Source organism: Nitrosospira sp. NpAV (genome assembly GCF_000832065.1).
In the GTDB taxonomy this organism is placed as follows: Bacteria; Pseudomonadota; Gammaproteobacteria; order Burkholderiales; family Nitrosomonadaceae; genus Nitrosospira.
Genome location: NZ_JXQM01000001.1, coordinates 458,374 through 477,185, shown reverse-complemented (window position 1 = coordinate 477,185; position 18,812 = coordinate 458,374). Strand labels below are relative to the sequence as shown.

Annotated in this window: 13 protein-coding genes; 4 read left to right on the top strand and 9 right to left on the bottom strand. The window is 52.2% G+C overall.

Features of this window, described 5'->3' with window-relative positions:
* Nucleotides 1-63: 63 nt before the first annotated feature.
* The 7 genes from tkt to def all read right to left on the bottom strand — a co-directional run bounded on the left by tkt (nt 64) and on the right by def (nt 9,560).
* Entirely contained in the window at nt 64-2,079 is a 2,016-nt protein-coding gene (tkt, locus tag SQ11_RS02040) for a transketolase (protein WP_041512408.1), read from the bottom strand.
* Between the two features lie 262 nt (nt 2,080-2,341).
* Nucleotides 2,342-3,592, bottom strand: coding sequence for a sigma-54 dependent transcriptional regulator (locus SQ11_RS02035; RefSeq protein ID WP_041512407.1), 1,251 nt, complete (start codon nt 3,590-3,592; stop codon nt 2,342-2,344).
* 127 nt (nt 3,593-3,719) lie between these two features.
* Complete coding sequence (locus SQ11_RS02030) at nt 3,720-5,867, bottom strand: ATP-binding protein (RefSeq protein ID WP_041512406.1); 2,148 nt, start codon at nt 5,865-5,867, stop codon at nt 3,720-3,722.
* Nucleotides 5,864-6,496, bottom strand: coding sequence for a DUF4390 domain-containing protein (locus tag SQ11_RS02025; protein WP_232297859.1), 633 nt, complete (start codon nt 6,494-6,496; stop codon nt 5,864-5,866). The genes SQ11_RS02030 and SQ11_RS02025 overlap by 4 nt, the downstream gene beginning before the upstream one ends.
* On the bottom strand, nt 6,459-7,736 hold the full coding sequence (rsmB, locus tag SQ11_RS02020) for a 16S rRNA (cytosine(967)-C(5))-methyltransferase RsmB (protein ID WP_041512522.1): 1,278 nt from the start codon (nt 7,734-7,736) through the stop codon (nt 6,459-6,461). Before rsmB ends, SQ11_RS02025 begins: the two co-directional genes overlap by 38 nt.
* Nucleotides 7,737-7,846: 110 nt before the next feature.
* Nucleotides 7,847-8,788 carry a methionyl-tRNA formyltransferase gene (fmt, locus tag SQ11_RS02015; protein WP_041512405.1) on the bottom strand — a complete coding sequence of 314 codons (942 nt, stop codon included), beginning with the start codon at nt 8,786-8,788 and terminating at the stop codon, nt 7,847-7,849.
* A 268-nt stretch (nt 8,789-9,056) separates the two neighbouring features.
* The gene (def, locus tag SQ11_RS02010; RefSeq protein WP_041512404.1) at nt 9,057-9,560 is read right to left on the bottom strand and encodes a peptide deformylase; all 504 of its coding nucleotides are present in this window, start codon (nt 9,558-9,560) and stop codon (nt 9,057-9,059) included.
* Between the two features lie 698 nt (nt 9,561-10,258).
* Between def and dprA the strand changes: the two genes are divergently transcribed.
* Nucleotides 10,259-11,341, top strand: a complete 1,083-nt coding sequence (gene dprA / locus SQ11_RS02005) for a DNA-processing protein DprA (RefSeq protein WP_041512403.1) — start codon at nt 10,259-10,261, stop codon at nt 11,339-11,341.
* A 161-nt stretch (nt 11,342-11,502) separates the two neighbouring features.
* The gene (locus SQ11_RS02000) at nt 11,503-14,046 is read left to right on the top strand and encodes a DNA topoisomerase III (protein ID WP_041512402.1); all 2,544 of its coding nucleotides are present in this window, start codon (nt 11,503-11,505) and stop codon (nt 14,044-14,046) included.
* Nucleotides 14,047-14,143: 97 nt separating this feature from the next.
* On the opposite strand, the gene SQ11_RS01995 is transcribed toward SQ11_RS02000, so the two are convergent.
* Nucleotides 14,144-14,401: an acyl carrier protein gene (locus tag SQ11_RS01995; protein ID WP_041512521.1), complete on the bottom strand. Its 258-nt coding sequence runs from the start codon at nt 14,399-14,401 to the stop codon at nt 14,144-14,146.
* A gap of 17 nt (nt 14,402-14,418) precedes the next feature.
* Nucleotides 14,419-15,639, bottom strand: coding sequence for a beta-ketoacyl synthase (locus SQ11_RS01990; RefSeq protein ID WP_041512401.1), 1,221 nt, complete (start codon nt 15,637-15,639; stop codon nt 14,419-14,421).
* 940 nt (nt 15,640-16,579) lie between these two features.
* Here SQ11_RS01990 and SQ11_RS01975 point away from each other — a divergent pair.
* Both SQ11_RS01975 and SQ11_RS01970 read left to right on the top strand, forming a co-directional pair.
* Nucleotides 16,580-17,734, top strand: coding sequence for an N-acetyltransferase (locus tag SQ11_RS01975; RefSeq protein WP_198140773.1), 1,155 nt, complete (start codon nt 16,580-16,582; stop codon nt 17,732-17,734).
* Between the two features lie 205 nt (nt 17,735-17,939).
* Nucleotides 17,940-18,782, top strand: a complete 843-nt coding sequence (locus SQ11_RS01970; protein WP_041512397.1) for a nucleotidyltransferase family protein — start codon at nt 17,940-17,942, stop codon at nt 18,780-18,782.
* The last annotated feature ends 30 nt before the right edge of the window (nt 18,783-18,812 follow it).

The window sequence follows — 18,812 nt, the reverse complement described above, 5'->3', positions numbered from 1 at the left end:
CCTTGGATAAAAAAATCGAACCGTAGCGCAAAGAATCTCCATGCCGCGAGTTTCCGCCGGGAATTAAATAACGCTATTCACCGCTTTTATCACGTTCTCGACGGTGAAGCCGAAATGCTTGAATAGATCGCCGGCTGGCGCTGACTCGCCAAATGTATCCATGCCGACCACCGCGCCTTCAAGTCCAACATATTTGCGCCAGTAATCGGTGACACCTGCCTCCACCGCCACGCGGCCTATGCCCTTTGGCAACACGCTATCTTTATAAGCCGGGTCCTGGCGATCAAACAGGTTTGTGCAAGGCATTGAAACCACACGCACGTGGACACCTGTTTCAGCAAGTGCCTTTTGCGCCATTATTGCCAGTCCCACTTCGGAACCGGTGGCGATAATGACTGCCTGTGGCTTGTCGCCTGCGGCCTCGGAAAGGACATAACCCCCCTTGTCGATCAGCTTGAGAGTGGTGGCATCGCGCTTCTGAAAAGGCAGATTCTGGCGGCTGAAGATCAGTATTGAGGGACCATCCTTGCGTTCAATTGCGCGTGCCCAGGCGACAGTGGATTCAACCGTATCACAAGGTCGCCATACGTCCATGTTGGGGATATAACGTAACGTCGCAGTCTGCTCCACCGGCTGGTGTGTCGGGCCATCTTCGCCCAGGCCTATCGAGTCATGGGTAAACACAAACAACGTGCGAATTTTCATTAGTGCCGCCATGCGCAAGGCATTGCGGGCATATTCCGAAAACATCAGGAAGGTTGCGCCATACGGGATGATGCCGCCGTGCAGGGACAGTCCGTTCATCATTGCGCTCATGCCGAATTCGCGCACACCGTAATAAACGTAGTTGCCCCCGTTCTCCTGGTTGCAATCCTTGGAGCCTGACCAGAGGGTAAGATTGGACCCGGCCAGATCCGCCGAACCACCGACCAGTTCCGGCAACGCCGACGCCAAGCCTTCAATGGCGTTTTGCGAAGCCTTGCGGGTGGCGATCGTTTCCTGCTTGGCATCGACACGGCCGATCAGGCCATCCACATGCTCGCGCCAGGCCTCCGGCAATTCTCCCGACATGCGCCGCGTGAACTCGGCGGCCTCCGCGGGATATTTCTCGCTATACTCGGCGAACTTGCGGTTCCACTCGCTCTCCAGCTTTTCACCTTTTGCGCGGCCATCCCACATTGCGTAGACATCGTTGGGGATTTCGAATGGCAGATGATGCCAGCCGATATGTGGCCGGGTGGCGGCTATCTCTACGTCGCCCAGCGCGGCGCCATGCACTTCGTGAGTATCGGCCTTGTTGGGAGAACCCATGCCGATGACGGTTTTGCAGCAGATCATCGAGGGTTTGCCGCTGGCCCGCTTGGCCGCCTCGATCGCCGCCTCGATGGCTACGGGATCATGGCCGTTCACATTGGGAACGACATGCCAGCCGTAAGCTTCGAAACGCTTGGGCGTGTCATCGGTGAACCATCCTTCCACATGACCGTCGATGGAAATGCCATTGTCGTCATAAAAACAGATCAGTTTGCCGAGTCCCAGCGTGCCTGCCAACGAACAGGCCTCATGAGAAATTCCTTCCATAAGGCAACCATCGCCAAGAAATACATACGTGTAATGATTGACGATATCAAAGCCGGGCCGGTTGAAATCCGCGGCAAGTATTTTCTCGGCAAGTGCCATGCCTACCGCGTTGGCGAGCCCTTGTCCCAAGGGGCCGGTGGTGGTTTCCACGCCGGGCGTATAGCCGTATTCGGGATGGCCAGGCGTCTTGGAATGAAGCTGACGGAAGCGTTTGATTTCCTCCATCGGCAAATCATAGCCGGTAAGATGCAGCAAAGCATAAATCAGCATCGAACCATGCCCATTGGACAGCACAAACCGGTCGCGGTCCACCCATTTGGGATTGGCGGGGTTGTGGCGCAAATGATGAATCCATAATACCTCGGCTATCTCCGCCATACCCATGGGCATGCCGGGGTGGCCTGAATTGGCTTTTTGCACAGCGTCCATAGCCAGCGCGCGGATAGCGCTGGTAAGATTCTTGAACACCGGCGCATCAAAATCTCTAAATGTTCCCATGGACACAAACTCCCTCGTTCAATAGATATATGGCAATAAAAAACTACCCCCTAACCCGGGCAGCGGCGTAGGTCGGCAAAACCGTTATTATCGCTTAAGATACGATGTCAGACAACCGTTGACGCTAATGCCGGATTCCAAATGGGTGGGCAGTAAACCTAAAAGCGCTAGGGGTGAGTGGCTGCTACGCGCTATTGCTCTGACCGCATATCCGTTAATCTGGATGATTCCGGTAAATGAGGGGGGTAAACAGAATAATTTTTCAGTGATTGCGCAGCTTGATCCCCAGGAGTTTGAGCTTGCGGTAAAGATGAGTGCGTTCCAGCCCCGCTCTCTCCGCCACCCGAGTCATATTGCCGCTTTCCTGATCAATGAGCTGTTCAAAATAAATTTTCTCAAACATATCGCGTGCCTCGCGTAATGGAATATTAAGCGGAACACCCGCTACCGCTTGGGCGGGAGATGAAGAAATCAGTATCTGTTTTACATCATCCGCCGATATTTCGTCGTCAGCGCATGTGAGGGCCAGAGAGTGCACCGCGCCGGTGAGCTGCGCAAGATTGCCGGGCCAGTCGTAATTTCGCAGGCCGTTGAGTGCGGCGGTACTAAATTGCCGCAGGGGTACTTCGCCTGATTCAATACAGCGCGAGAGAATCTGGTTGGCCAGTTCGGGAATGTCTTCCCGATGTTCTCTCAGTGCGGGAACGTTGATGCAAAGGCCACTCAAAATTTCATATAATTTCTGGTCATAGGCGCCCTGCGCAGTTAACCCCGCCAACGGCATCGATGTGGCGCACACTAACCGCACGCTGTACTTTTCCAGTTTGCCCAGCAGCAGCAGCAGACCTTTTTGTGCCAATCTGTTGAGATCTCCAATCTCCTTGAGAAACAACAAACCGCCTTTTGCGCGTTCAAGCAGATCAAATGGGGCGTTCGCAAGCGCCGTGAGGGTATCCGGCTCCACCCAGGGGGTGTTTGGGCGATGTAGAAATCGTGCGCACAAATCCGCACCGGTTCCTGGTTCGCCGGTGAGCAATAGCGGCGTTCTAAGGTTGGCTACCTGTTCCAGCCTTTTCTTCAGGTCGGCGATCAATGGCCCCCTGCCCAGGGTAGCAAGCGGAAGTATCGTGGGAAGGTTGCCTTGTCCGCCACGCAGCGCGCGCCCTACCGTGCTCAATAGCTTTTGCAGCGGCACCGGTTTCTCCAAATAACCGGATGCCCCCATCCGGGTTGCCTCTACCGCCGTGTCTATGGTGCCATGTCCTGACATCATTACCACCGGCATGGTGAGCAATCCGCCACTTGCCCATTCCTTCAGCAACGTGATGCCGTCGGTATCCGGCATCCAGATATCCAGCAGTACCAGATCGGGCCGCGTTTGCTTGCGCCAGTTGCGTGCTTGTCCCGCATTTTCTGCAAGGGCTACTTGATAGCCTTCATCCCGCAAGATTTCGGACAATAACTCACGTATACCGATTTCGTCATCAACGACAAGTATTGTATTGTTGCTCATAATTCAATCTAAAATCCTTAGTTGGATTGAGTGCGATCCGCCTGGTAGCGAATTCATCAAAAATATGAAGATTAAGTTGGATAAAAAATATTTATAAATCATAGCCTCCGGCTGAAGAAACGAGCAATCAATTGTTCCCTTGCCTAACCGGAAGGGTAATTGAAACTCGCGCGCCGTGAGGCTGGATATTCTCTATTTGGATCGTTCCGCTGTGTTCTTCGACTATTTTTTTTACAATGGGTAGTCCGAGTCCCGTGCCCCTGGATTTGGTGGTCACGTACGGCTCGAATACGCGAGCCCTGACTTGTTCCGGGAATCCCGCACCGTTATCACTTACGCTAAACTGTACTCCACCGGGTGCAATTTCGGTTCGCACCGTGATTGCGGGTTCGGGGACACCTATCAGTGTATCTTGAGCATTTTGCAGGAGATTGTGAATAACCTGGCGTAACCGTGCGGAATCACCCCTTACGGCCGGCAGATCTGACGCCAGAGTCAAATAAATGTGCGGTTGCGGATTTCCAGGCGCCGCTATGCTTGCAGCCTCATACAATGCGAGCACTTCCCGCACCAGACCGTTGAAATCCAGTTCATGGAATTCCAGTTCAGGCGCCCGCGCATATTCGCTGAATTCATTGACCATCTTCTTAAGCGCCTCGACCTGATTGACGATAGTTTCGGTGGAGCGCTGCAAAATATGTGCATCCTGCGTACCTAATTTCTCCGCGAGCTTGTGCTGCATACGTTCTGCGGACAGCTGTATCGGTGTGAGCGGATTCTTGATCTCGTGGGCCAGGCGCCGCGCCACCTCGCCCCACGCGGCGGTACGCTGAGCCTGCAATAAACTGGTAATGTCATCAAATACCACCACACCTCCGCCGCCTGATACGTCCGGCAGGCGTGTCCCGCGAAGCAGCAATACCTGGCTGGCACGGTCCCTTAGGCGCTCTACCTGACACTGCCATTCGCCTCTTTTCCCTGAATGAAATCCTTCAAGAATTTCTGCCTTGAAAGAGTTAAGTTGAGGTTCGCGCGCCGCACATTCTTCAATGGTTAATCCCTGAAGACTCATCAGCGGAACCTTCAGAATTTGCTCCGCGCTAAGATTGGCAGTACGCATGCGCAAGTTTTCGTCGAATACCAAAACGCCCGATGAGAGGTTGGCCAATATATTTTCCAGATAAGCCCGGGCGCTTTCCACTTCCTGCTGATTGCGTTCAGCGGTCACGCGAGCTTCCTCCAGTTGCTGGGTCATGAGGTTGAATGATTCAGTCAACACGCCCAGTTCATCCCGGCTTTGAACTGGATGACGTCTGCTGAAATCGCCTTGCGCCACAGCCCGGGTACCTTCGGCCAGCATGCCCAGCGGCGCGCTCAACCGCTCACTGATGAGGAACGCCGCTGCTAGTGCGGAAAAAAGCGAAAGCAGGAGCGCGAGTGTGAGCGTCACCCCATACAGCCCCTTCAGGCCTTCGCGCGAGAGCAACAATTCCTGATAATCGCGATATGCCGCCTGCACTATTTCCGCATCTTCGGTTAGCTGTTTCGGTACCGGTTGCAATAATTGCAATACCCATGCATCTCCTTGCGTGCCGGTTCCATGGATAGGCATCACTACTCTCAAATACAAGCCTTTATCAGGAATCGATTCAACCGTGCTGTAGACATTTTCTGTTCTTACCTGCCGCATTACTGCCGTACTCAATGTTTCCGGGAATAACCCTTTGTCATGTAAGCCGGCAAATACGATTATTTCGCCGTTCTGATCAAACAATGCGGCTTCCTGTATCTGCGATTGATTCAGCAATTGATCCAGCGCCGGGAGCGGTGAGGCAGATTCTTCGGACAGCGTAAGTGCGGCGGCTTTAGCTTTATTGCGTAGTTCCACCAGTAGATTGTCAAGGATGGTGCGCCCCAGATTCAATCCCCCTTCGAGCGCCCGATCCACCTTGACATCGAACCAGGATTCGATGCTTTTCCCGAGAAACTGCACCGAGACGCCATATACCAGCGCACCCGGCAGGATCGCCATCAGGGAAAAGATCAGCAACAGGCGCAGCGCCAGCCTGGAACCGAAGACGCCAGCCTTGAGCCTGTGTTTGAGTCTCCATAGCAAATATCCCACCACTGCCATGAGAAACAGCACGAAGCCGACGTTGATCCGGATCAGAAGTCTATACTTTCGCTCAAAGAGTCCTGTGTCGGCCCCCGCGGTGGCGAGCAGAAATAACATGACGGCACCGAGGCTCACTCCGATGATGATGACATATTTCACGGCCGAGTACCATCTTGGAACTTGGGTAATGGTAACCTTGTGCTCCACCGTAGGGTGCCGGTGCTGAAATCCCACTCCCTGGAGCCAAGTGTTTCCACTTGGAAAGGCTTAGGTAATGCCGATATATCAAGTCGCATCCGCAATTCCACTGTATATTCCATATCCGGCTTTAGCTCGGAGCTTGCGATAAGGGGACGATCGCGCACGCGACTTAGCGCTTGTAACGCTTCCTTAAGGGTGTTGAAATTCTGTGACAATGTTCCGCGACTCAGACGGTACTGACGGGTCAGCGCGTAATAGCTCAAGCCCTCACGTACCCTGCTCTGTGCAACTCTTTCATCCAGCCAGTACCATCGGAAATTCATCAGATTGAGTTCGGTGACGAAGTAAAGCACAATGCCTTTCTCAAGTGCGCGTTCCAGCTTGGGGTTAAGCGCGATCTCGAAATCAGCGTCAAACTGATAACCTTCGTCTGCCGCGTCTATCACGATGGATTTTATCTGTATGCCTTCCGCATGAGCACCAGTGCTCAGCGGCAACACCAGGCTCAGCAGTATTGCCGCTGCTCCCTGCAACAAGCGCGCGAAGGAATCAGACTTTGTGCAGCAAGGCATAAAAGAAACCGTCATGATGAGAATTCGGCAACAGTTGCCCATCGATTGTTTCAACCTGGGACAGAGGCAACAGACGGGCATCTGAATGATGGTGCAGAAACTTCTCCACCTGCAGCTTGTTTTCTTCGGCAAATATCGAACAGGTGGCATAGAGCAATTTACCATCTCTGATCAGGATCTGCCACAAGGCATCCAGGATTTCGCCCTGCTTCTGGCCAAACCGGGAGAGATCACTTTCACGCCTTAGCCATTTGATATCCGGGTGGCGGCACACCACGCCCGAGGCGGAGCAAGGTACATCGGCCAGAATGCGATCGAATGGCTTGCCATCCCACCATTCCGCCGGGTGCGCGGCGTCCCCGCGAATGATGCGGTGGATGTCTAATTCCAGGCGAGATAGATTTTCTGCTATGCGAGCGACTCGCACGCTGTCATTGTCTAATGCGGTTAATTCCACTTTCGCCAATTCCAGCAAATGCGCGCTTTTGCCCCCGGGCGCGGCACAAGCATCCAAAACACGCATGCCGTTGTGTGCGTCCAGCAATGGCGCGGCGAGTTGGGCGCCGGCATCTTGGACCGAGACCAGTCCTTGCGCAAATCCCGGCAGCCTATCAACTGCGACCGGTTGCACCAACTCAAGCGCGCCATTCCATAATTGTCGCGCATCCATGCCGGCTTGATTGAGAAGTTTCTCGTATTCCGCCACGCTGATTTTGCGCCGGTTGACCCTCAGCGTCATGGGTGGGCGCCGATTACCGGCCTCCAATATTGCCTGATAGTTTTGCGGATAGTGCGCGTGGAGTTTGTCTATCCACCACTGTGAATGAGAATACCGTCCCACCTCACTTTCAGCCGCCCGTTCGAGAAGACTTGCGCGTTGTCGTACGAAGTTGCGCAATACCGCATTGACCAGTCCTTGCGCACCTTTATTGCCGCTTACAACATGAGTAGCGGATACGGCGTGATCCACGATCGCATGCGCGGAGGCTTTGCTATATGCCAGCTGATACAGGCCGACCAATAATAAATGACGTATATCCTGGTTCCACAATGGCTTGTTCAGCAATAAGCCAAGCACGCTGTCGAGCTGGCCGTAGAAACGCAGCACACCATAGCTTAAATCCTGAATTGCGCCGCGTTGTTGACCGGAAAGATCGAGGTGGGCACGCCAGACTCCCTGCAATACCTCTGTCAGGCTCGCGCCGGCCAATACTTTGCCCACCGCTGCGGCAGCCAAACGCTGAGTGGTAATCATGCCGGCATTCAACCTAAATCCGGCAATTGTAGCGGACTCATCAGGCAGGTGAAGCTCAAGTATGGCAAGAAATCATTATGGGTCATGGTCCCGAGCGGAGAAATGAGTAATCAGCTATCGCGTTTAGGTTCAAATAGATCGCCCGGCCGCAGTGAATGCCCCGACAGAAATTCTGCTGCACCCATTTTTTTCCCATCAGATCTCTGCAAGACTTCCAGTACAAGCGACCCTTTGCCGCATGCGACCACGATTCCGTCGCGTCCTGTTGCAACAACTTCTCCCGGCTGGCCAGCGGCATCCACGGCGACCTTCGCCTGCCATATTTTCATAGAGTTTCCACATACCTGCGAATAAGCGCCGGGGCGAGGATTGAACGCCCGCACTACCCGATTGATGTTTTCCGCGCTTAATCGCCAGTCAATTTCCGCTTCCTTTTTTTCCAGTTTCGGTGCATATGTCGCGGCAATTTCATCCTGGGGAGCTTCGGCAAGCATATTTCCACACAAATGCGCCAATGCTTCAACAATACAAACTGCTCCCAGCAAGGCAAGCCTATCATGCAGAGTCTGCGCGGTATCATTCTGTGCAATTGCGACGCTTCGTTGCAATAGGATTGCGCCTGTATCTAGGCCGCGATCCATTTGTATGATAGTGATCCCGGTCTCCTGATCACCCGCCAATATTGCCCGCTGGATCGGGGCCGCACCCCGCCAGCGAGGCAGCAAGGAAGCGTGGATATTAAGACAACCCAGTCGAGGAATACTCAAAATGGCTGAAGGAAGGATCAATCCATAAGCGACAACTATCATGACATCTGCATTGATGGCGGCGAGCTGCGCATGCAACTCCGGCTGTTTAAGCGAGTATGGCTGCAGTACCGTAAGTTTGCGTTGCTGCGCAAGTAATTTGATCGCGCTTGCGGTGGGTTTCATACCCCGTCCGGAAGGGCGGTCTGGCTGGGTCAACACCAGTGCAATCTCGTGCCCGGCATTTGCCAGGGCTTCAAGCGCAGGGACGGAAAATGGCGGAGTGCCCGCAAAAATAATTTTCATATGAGGTGCGGTTTAACCGGGAGCGTACATGAACAAGCCTTACAAAGAGAAGGCGTGATCGCCACTGCAAGAAACCGCTGAACAAAATATCTCGTCAGCGCGCGCTGCGAGTTACGTGTCTTGGCGTAGTGAATCAAGCCAGGACTCAAATCGTACACTTCGTGATTATCCCGATTTTCCAGACAGCGTGCTCTTATAGCCTTGGATCTACGCAGGGTTTCTCAATTCAGCGGTCAACTACTGTGCCAGCGGGCCTGGAAACGGGCTCTCACATTACCTTGCGTCGCTGCTTTTTGAACTTGGTCTGAATACGTGATTGCTTCATCCGCGACCAGTATTCAACAAATACCTTACCTACCAAATGATCCATTTCGTGTTGAATGCATACCGCCAGCAAGCCATCGGCGTCGAGCACAAACGGATTACCCTCGCGATCCCACGCCTCGACTGTGATCCGCTCCGCGCGCTCGACTTTCCCGAAGATTCCAGGTACCGACAGACAACCTTCTTCGTAGTCGGACTCACCGCTGCGAGCGGTAATTTCAGGGTTGATCAATACGTGCAACTGGTTATGGGTATCGGAGACGTCGATGACGATGACACGCTGGTGCACGTCAACCTGGGTCGCGGCCAGTCCAATTCCCGGAGCGGAGTACATGGTTTCCGCCATATCATTCACCAGAGCACGAGTCTCGTCAGTAACCTTCGGCACTTGGCTCGCCACGGTATGCAGCCGTTCATCCGGGTACTGTAGTATCTTCAGAAGTGCCATGAGCCTAAATTCAGTAGTTGGCCGCTCATTTAATAGATCAATATCATGATTAATAACAATATTTCGTATTATTTAACTTTCATCCTCCGGGTAAAGCCGCTATGGATGAATAGTATCGTTTCCGGGGCATATACCTGCGTTGTTCGCAACATCTTGGAATGGAACGGTCATTCCATGTTGTCATGCCTTGCCTCTGCATCCCAAAAACCGCGCACTTCACCCTGTCCAACATGACTGGTTTAGGATAAAAAGACTTGCGCATTTAATAATCTAAATGCAGAATTTAAATTGTATTATTACGATATTCTGTTTGACCCCTTGTCTTGGGTCTACGTCTGCGGTCTCGGTACCGGTGATTCTCCACGCGTAAGTCCATTATATCCTGATTTGGGCCGGAGGCTTGAGCCCGGTCAGTCCGCCGAAGACACCGATACGAAATTTCGGACAGTCTGATTATCAATTCGTTGATCTGGACAATAGGTTGAGCTTTTCTTGGGTTTTCCGGAAGAGTCAATCGTTTCTCGGTAATCAAAAAATACTGTTAGCTTGTGGGTCATCACGCAGCGTGATTACCGTAGCGTTTATCCAAAAGCTGACTCACCAATGAAGATCAGACGCAAAAATTGTTCCGGGTCATGGCGCCAAAAATATGAGCTTCGAAATGTGCGATCAAACTGCCGGATCATGGGTCGATTAAGATGAAATCGACAGAAGGTATCGAATCCTGGCTTGCGCTTGGCTTGATTGATGGTCTCGGTGACGAGTCAATTCGGCGATTGCTGGTGGCTTTCGGCAGTCCCGCAGGTATTTTCTCCGCAGAAACTGCTGCACTCGAACGCCTCGTGAAAAGAAAAGTAGCCGACAGCATTGTACAAGGGGCGGATAGGAAGAAAATTGCGGTAACGCTCAGATGGCTTGAAGATCCCGCGAACTCGATTATGACGCTGGCTGACCCCGATTATTCCCCGATGCTGCTCAATATTGCGGATCCACCCCCGCTTCTTTATCTCAAGGGGAAGCGGGAGTTGTTGAGTTCACGCGCTCTTGCGGTGGTGGGCAGCCGTAATGCCACACCCCAAGGGCTTGCCAACGCGGAAGCTTTTGCCGAGGCCGCAAGCAATGCGGGATTGTGCATCGTGAGTGGAATGGCACTTGGTGTTGATGCGGCGGCGCATCGTGGAGGTCTGCGTGGAACAGCAGCCAGTATCGCGGTCGTGGGAACCGGACTGGATATCGTTTATCCTGCCCGCAACCGTGATCTTGCCCATGAGCTGGCGGAACATGGAGTGCTTGTTTCCGAGTTTCCATTGGGCACTCCTGCCGTGGGTAGCAATTTTCCACGCCGCAACCGCATTATAAGCGGCATCAGCCAGGGTTGCCTGGTAGTGGAAGCCGCGTTGCAAAGTGGCTCTCTTATTACCGCCCGGCAGGCGCTGGAGCAGGGCCGCGACGTATTTGCCATTCCCGGTTCGATTCATTCTCCATTATCGAAGGGTTGTCACGCGCTTATCAAACAGGGGGCAAAACTGGTAGAAAGTGCCGAAGATATACTGGATGAGCTTGGGTATGAGGCCGCGCGAAGTGAAGTCGACCATACAGATGAACCTGCTGCGAAAGAATCGCTATTGCTGAGATATCTCGGCCATGATGCCGCCAATATCGATACACTGTGCATCCGCAGCGGCTTGACGGCGGAAACGGTATCGGCGATGCTATTGTCACTTGAGCTGGATGGCGTGGTCGCCACGCTGCCGGGTGGGTGCTATCAGCGGCTTCGGTAGTTACTACGGCAGATAGTCCAATTGTTCTCGCCATCCGTGTATCCAAAAACGGTTGAGTGTGAAGTAACCGTAATTCTTGCATAGTTGGATTGTTGCCGCCCGGTAATAGTGTGTGCTTTCTCAGGACCGCCACTCAACTACGGAATGTTCACAGGAGTTTCATGGGAAAAACCTTAATCATCGCTGAGAAACCTTCCGTCGCCGCCGATATCGCGCGGGTACTAGGAGGCTTTACCAAGCATACCGATTATTTCGAGAACGATACGTACGTGCTGTCGTCGGCTGTCGGCCACTTGCTTGAGCTGGCGGTACCTGAGCAATACGAAGTCAAACGCGGAAAATGGAGTTTTTCCAATTTACCGGTAATTCCGCCATACTTTGATCTCAATCCTATCGAGAAATCAGAATCACGCCTAAAGCTTTTAACTAAGCTCATCAAACGCAAGGATGTGAGCGAACTTATCAATGCCTGCGATGCAGGACGCGAGGGCGAATTGATTTTTCGTTACATTGTGCGTCATGCGGGCAACAAGAAACCGGTGAAGCGACTTTGGCTGCAATCGATGACTCCCGCCTCGATCCGCGAGGGGTTTACCAAATTACTTGACGACGCTGCTGTTCAGCCGCTGGCGGAAGCGGCCGTGAGCCGCTCGGAAGCCGATTGGCTCGTGGGAATAAATGGTACTCGCGCCATGACCGCGTTTAATTCTCAGGAGGGTGGCTTTCATAAAACCACTGTGGGACGGGTGCAAACTCCCACACTGGCAATTCTGATTGAACGGGAAGATACGATCAGGAAATTTATTCCCCGCAGTTACTGGGAAGTACACGGCACATTTGCCGCCAATGCGGGAACTTATAACGGACGCTGGTTCGATGAAAAGTTTTCAAAAGATAAAAAGGATAGCGAACAAAAGGCCGAGCGATTATGGGACCAGAACAAGGCTGAGGTTATTCGCGCCAAATGTCAGGATAAGCCTGGCATTGTCAGCGAAGAAAGCAAACCAACCGCAGAAATCTGTCCGCTGCTATATGATCTCACCAGCTTGCAGCGCGATGCTAACGGGCGCTTTGGTTTTTCCGCCAAAACAACGCTGGGACTGGCCCAGGCGCTATATGAAAAGCATAAAGCATTGACCTATCCGCGTACTGATTCGCGTGCGCTGCCGGAAGACTATATTGGAACCGTCAAGGATACCCTTAATTCTCTGGAAAAGACCCGGTATCGCATATTTGCCAGACAGATTCTCAAAGCGGACTGGGTCAAGCCCAATAAGCGGGTATTTAATAATGCGAAGATTTCTGATCACTTCGCCATTATTCCAACTTTGCTTGAACCCAGAGGTCTAAGCGAGGCGGAAGAGAAACTTTATGATCTTGTAACCAAGCGGTTTTTAGCCATTTTTTATCCCGCTGCGGAATTTCTTGTAACCACTCGAATCACCCGTGTAGAGAACGAGCCATTCAAAACCGAAGGTAAGGTGATGATCAATCCCGGCTGGCAGGCGGTTTACGGCAAAGAGGCTCAGATGGAGGATGCGGATGATGGCTCGACTCTGGTTGCGGTGACTTCCAACGAGCCGGTGCTCACCAGAGAGATTAACGTCGTGGCCAGCAAGACCCGGCCACCGGCCAGATTCAATGAAGCTACGCTGCTATCCGCCATGGAAGGCGCGGGTAAGCTGGTGGAAGATGAGGATCTTCGGGAAGCCATGAGCGCGAAAGGGCTAGGCACACCCGCTACCCGGGCTTCGATCATCGAAGGCCTGGTATTCGAAAACTATATGCAGCGCGTGGGAAGGGAACTGCATCCTACCGCCAAGGCATTCTCGTTAATTACATTGCTGCGTGGATTGAAGGTGCCCGAACTTACCTCACCGGAATTAACGGGTGACTGGGAATTCAAACTCCGTCAGATCGAGCAGGGCAAACTCGAACGCAACAAATTCATGGAAGAAATTGCCGGCATGACGAATCATATGGTGACGCAGGCGAAAAGTCATCGCGGTGAAACCATAAGCGGGGATTTTTCCACGCTCAAGTCCCCTTGCCCCAAATGCGGTAGCGTAGTACAGGAGACTTACAAAAAATTTCAGTGTCAGAAATGCGATTTTGCATTATGGAAAATTCTGGCTGGCCGGCAATTCGAAACTGAGGAAATGGAGCAACTGATCACCCGGCGCGAAGTGGGTCCGTTGCAAGGCTTTCGTAGCAAAATGGGGCGACTGTTCAATGCCAATATTAAGCTTACCGACGAATTTGAAATGAAATTTGATTTTGGTGGCGACAGTGAAGACAGTGCCGGACCTATCGATTTTTCCGGCCAGGAATCGCTGGGAAAATGTCCCCGCTGCGACGGCGGGGTATTTGATCACGGGATGAGTTACGCGTGCGAGAAGGCTGTCGGTTCTGCGCATACCTGCAATTTTAAAATCGGAAAAATAATCCTCGCACGTCCCCTTGAACGGGAACAGGTCAGCAAATTGTTGCGCTCCGGCAAAACCGACTTGCTAACAAAATTCATATCCAAGAAGGGAAGGCCGTTTTCAGCCTATCTTGTGGTCGGTGCGGACGGAAAAGTGGGGTTTGAGTTTGAGCCAAGAGAAACAAAAACAAAAGCAACCATTGCAACTGTGGAAACCAAGATGGCGAGACCAAAATCCAGAACATCCGCCGTCAGGAAAACTAATAGCGGTAAATCATAGTCCCGGCCATTTTCGCCGCTTGCCGGGCGTCCTGGGATTATCTGGGTTTAGGGCTTCGATAGGTCAGGTGGATTGGCTGAGATGCGGTATTCGACTTTCATCCTTCAGTGGTCGGTACCTGATTTTTTTCAATATAGGAAACAATATCTCCCACACTGGTAAATCCTTTCGCTTCTTCGCTATCAAAATTAATACCGAATGTATCTTCCGCATCGAATAAAAGTTGGATCGTATCCATGGAATCAAGTCCAAGGTCTTCAAATTTTGAAGACCTGTTTATGGTGGAAGCATCCAGATTCTCCACTTTTGTCGCGATAAACTGTACTACCTTTGCTTCAATATCCGCTGTATCCATAATCTGGTTCCATTCCTTCATTCAAGGGTTGTGAAGATAATACTTGCATTGTTGCCACCAAAACCAAAAGCATTACATAGCCCGTTTCGTGGGTTCCGCTGCTGTGCGCGGTTGGGTATGTAATCAAGATCGCATTCCGGATCAGCCTCATCAAGATTGATAGTTGGATGTATGGTACCCGTATGCAGGGCCATGATAGTGGCAATGCTACCCATGGCGGCCGATGCGCCGATCGAATGTCCGATCATGGATTTGGTGGCATTCACGGCAATATCCCCTGCCCGGGTGCCAAAAAGATTCTTAATGGCCCGGGTTTCCACGATATCTCCAAGGGGTGTGGATGTCGCATGCGCGTTGATATGGTCAATGGAGTCAATATTCATTCCAGCGTCCAGCACCGCCGTCCGCATTGCCGTTATCTGGCCCTCCATGTCGGGCATCACGATATGCGTCGCATCACATGCCTGTCCATACCCAGCAAGGCAAGCGTACATTTTTGCCCCTCGCAGCTGGGCCTGATCTTCCCTCTCCAGGATGAGCATACCCGCGCCCTCCGCCATCGCAAATCCATCCCGACCCTTGGCGAAAGGCCGGGATGCTCGTGCCGGATCAGCATTAGAGCCGGTAGTCAGCGCATGCAGAACTTCGAAACTTGTCATGGTTAGAGGCAATACGCAACCCTCCGCACCACCGGCAATCACCGCATCGGCCCTTCCCGTCCGCAAAAGATCAAGAGCCATGCCAATCGCATTGGCTCCGGAGGAACATGCCGTGCTGCAGGTCAGATTCACCCCTTTAAATCGATGTTTGATCGCGATCCAGGCAGCCGCGGCGTTTGCCATGGTCCGAGGTACTGTAAACGGTGGGATAGGCTGATTCCGGAACTTGCGCGTAGCAGAGGATTCGAAGGTACCGAAACCGCCCATTCCCGAACCGATACTTATGGCTACACGCTGAGGCGCGTATGTATCAAGTCCACCCGCGTCTTCCAGCGCGAGTTTAGCGGCCAGCAGCGCCAGTTGGGTGAATCTGTCCGTTTGGTCTATATACTTGGCAGTCAGAAAGCTGGCGGGATCGAACCCCGGGATCTCTCCCGCTACCTGGGAGCGCTGACTGGATGGATCGAAGCCCGTAATCGTTCGGATACCACTGACACCATTGACGGCCGCTGTCCAGAATTGGTCAACGCCTATGCCAATTGGCGAGACAATCCCCATTCCTGTAACGACTATGCGCATACGCAATCAGGATTAATCATCAAATTCGAAAAGTAGCGCAAGAAAGAAAAAATAAAGTGGATAGTTTGCACGACAAAACAGCGATTCCATCTGTCGCAGGTTGAATTAAAGGAACTGGTTGATCTTCGGCTGCTACCTGGTTTCTCGGATCGCGAATTACTGCGCATTAAATATGACGGGGAACAGGTATCTCAATAGAGCTCCCATGATCCAGATAATGAGTATTAGACTGCCGATAACGGCTAATCCCTCGGCAATTGCGGATAAGAGCGTTGCCGCAAGGCTATCGAATTCCTGTTGTCCGGATTCATTACGCCGGCGGACCCGACGTTGTCTCACCCACATCTGCAGCATAAAAACGACAGGGATAAGAGCCAGGGAAATTAACAGGTTATACTCAGGACTGTCCATTAATCATTAACCTCTTCGTGAAGTATTGCCAGGAAAATTTTATCTGTTTTTTACTTTTTCTTGTAGCCAGTAAGACCTCAATAATTCTTTCACTCCATTTTTTTGTTTGCTGATAAGCCATTTTATTGAGCAGGAGAAACAAAAGTTTCGTTTGCCGATTCAGACCAAGCGTTATCGCTTTTGATTCTTCCTTTTGCGGGTTACGCACTTTTGTCACAAGTAAATGATATCGCAAATGCCTCAATGGTAAAATCAACAATTGTGCGAGCTCAGTATCCGGCACGGTGGTAGTGGCCTGATGCGCGCTTTGGTATGTGAAGCATTGCTGAAAACCGGTTGTCTTAAGTCGGCAATTATAATAGCACACGTCATCAATGTGCCATCGAGTTAACGCACTGTGTTAAATGCAGGCTGATAACGGGTGAAATCGAGCAGAGCAAATTCAATAATCGATTAAGTTTATTTGATTTCCCGGATAACCAACATATGATGCCTAGCCTGATGGCTCGCTTATTAGCCATACCCTGTTATGAATGAAAGGCCGGATCCGCCAATAGACGGAGCCATCACTATATGCCCGGTCACAAATCATCGCGAGATGGGCGTATTTATCGATATCCCCTGGCGCATATATGCGGACGATCCGATGTGGGTACCCCCCCTACGTCTGGAGCGGCGTCTGCACTTCTCCAGATTTAATCCCTTTTTCAAGCATGGAGAATGGCAGGCATGGATTGCATACCGGGGTAACCAGCCAGTGGGAAGGATCAGTGCACAAATTGATCAGCTGCACCGGCAGCGCTATGGTGCGGATACCGGGCATTTTGGTCTGCTGGAAGGAATAGATGATACAGAGGTATTCGCTGTGCTTATGCGTACCGCCGAGGAATGGTTGGCTGCCCGGCATACCAGGCATGTCAGCGGACCATTCAATCTATCCATCAATCAGGAGTGCGGCATTCTCGTGGAGGGTTTTGATACGCCGCCGATGGTAATGATGCCGCATTCACGCCGCTGGTACGGTAAATTACTTGAAGAACAGGGATATCAACCGCTGAAGGATCTACTTGCCTATTGGGCGGAGACTAACCAAAAGATGCCCCGATTGATGAGCAGCGTGATTGAAAGATTTTCCGGACAGGTGCGATTACGAACGCTACGCCGCGACAAATTTGATGAAGAGATGGAAATTTTGCGTGATATATTCAACGATGCCTGGTCGGAGAATTGGGGCTTTGTTCCTTTTACCCAGGCCGAGTTTGCCGAACTCGGCAGCAGTCTTCGTCTACTCGTGCCCGATGAGTTTATTCGGATTGCAGAAGTGGATGGTCGCCCGGCGGCATTTATGGCGGGCCTGCCCAATCTAAACGAGATATTCGCCGAACTTGATGGCAGTTTGTTTCCGCTTGGCTGGATTCGAATGATCAGGTACCTTAAATCCAGAAAAGTTCGTACCGGCCGGATACCCTTGATGGGAGTGCGCAAGCAGTTTCAGAGTTCCCCGATTGGCATGGCGCTGGCGATCATGGTAATTGATGCGCCCCGGCAGGCAGGGCTTTCCAGGGGAATCCAGGCGGTTGAATTGTCATGGATACTGGAGGACAACAAGGCAATGCGGGGAATTCTGGATTACCTCGGCTGCCGGCAGTACAAACGTTACCGGATTTTTGGCAAGACGCTGTAATCGATATATGACAGGCAAGATAGTATGAGTATCCAGATAATCCCTTAGGACATGAGATGATGGCGAGACGGTGTTGCGGGTTGAGGGAGGCTCATGGCTTATCCCATGGACGCCGGGCAAGCGGCGGGAATGGCCACAAACTGTCCGCCGGCACTCGCGGGGACTCCAGGATTTGCGTGATGGGTTATCTGGATTAACGTTTGCAATGAATAAAATTAATCAATTTACCGCTATCGTACTGGCCGCGGACCGCGCGACGGGTGATCCGGTTGCGACTAAAGCAGGCGTGGCCTGCAAGGCGTTTGCACCGATTTATGGAACGCCGATGATCATCCGAGTGCTGGATGCACTGGAGGCCAGCGATATGGTAAAGACGATTATTGTATGCGGCCCGCCCAAATCAGCGCTCCCAGGCTGTCCCGAGCTGGAAAGGCGGATCGCGAGCGGGCGCGTCAGCTGGCTGCCGAACCTGGACTCTCCCAGCCGCAGCGCCAATAGCGGACTCGCACACATCGATCAGAATGCTCCGGTGTTACTGACGACAGCCGACCATGCTTTATTGACATCTCCAATTGTGCGCTATTTCTTGGGCGAATCGCAAAAGGCGGGAAGTGACGCCACCGTAGGAGTGGTCAAATATGAAGATGTCGCCGCGGCATTTCCCGGTGCCAAGCGAACCGTCATACGGTTGCAGGATGGCGGCGTCTGCGGCTGCAATCTTTATGCATTTATTAATTCTCGTGGCCGTGGCTTGGTCTCGTTCTGGCAGCGGGCGGAGGATTTACGCAAGCGTCCCTGGTTACTGATCGGGCAGACCTTTGGTTTCAAGGCTGTATTCTTGTATTTGCTGGGATTATTGACACTCGCCCGAGGATTGAAAGCCGTTACGGCCAGGACCGGAATCGAGGTACAGCCGGTTTTTTTGCCTTTCCCCCAAGCTGGGGTTGATGTGGACAAAGTTGAGGATATGCTGCTTGTGGAATCCGTCCTGGCGGGAGCAATGCCGCTTGCTCAAGAGAAAACAGACTCGCCCGACCCGTTTCCCTAGGTCTATGGCCGTTTCAGGATGAAGTAAAAG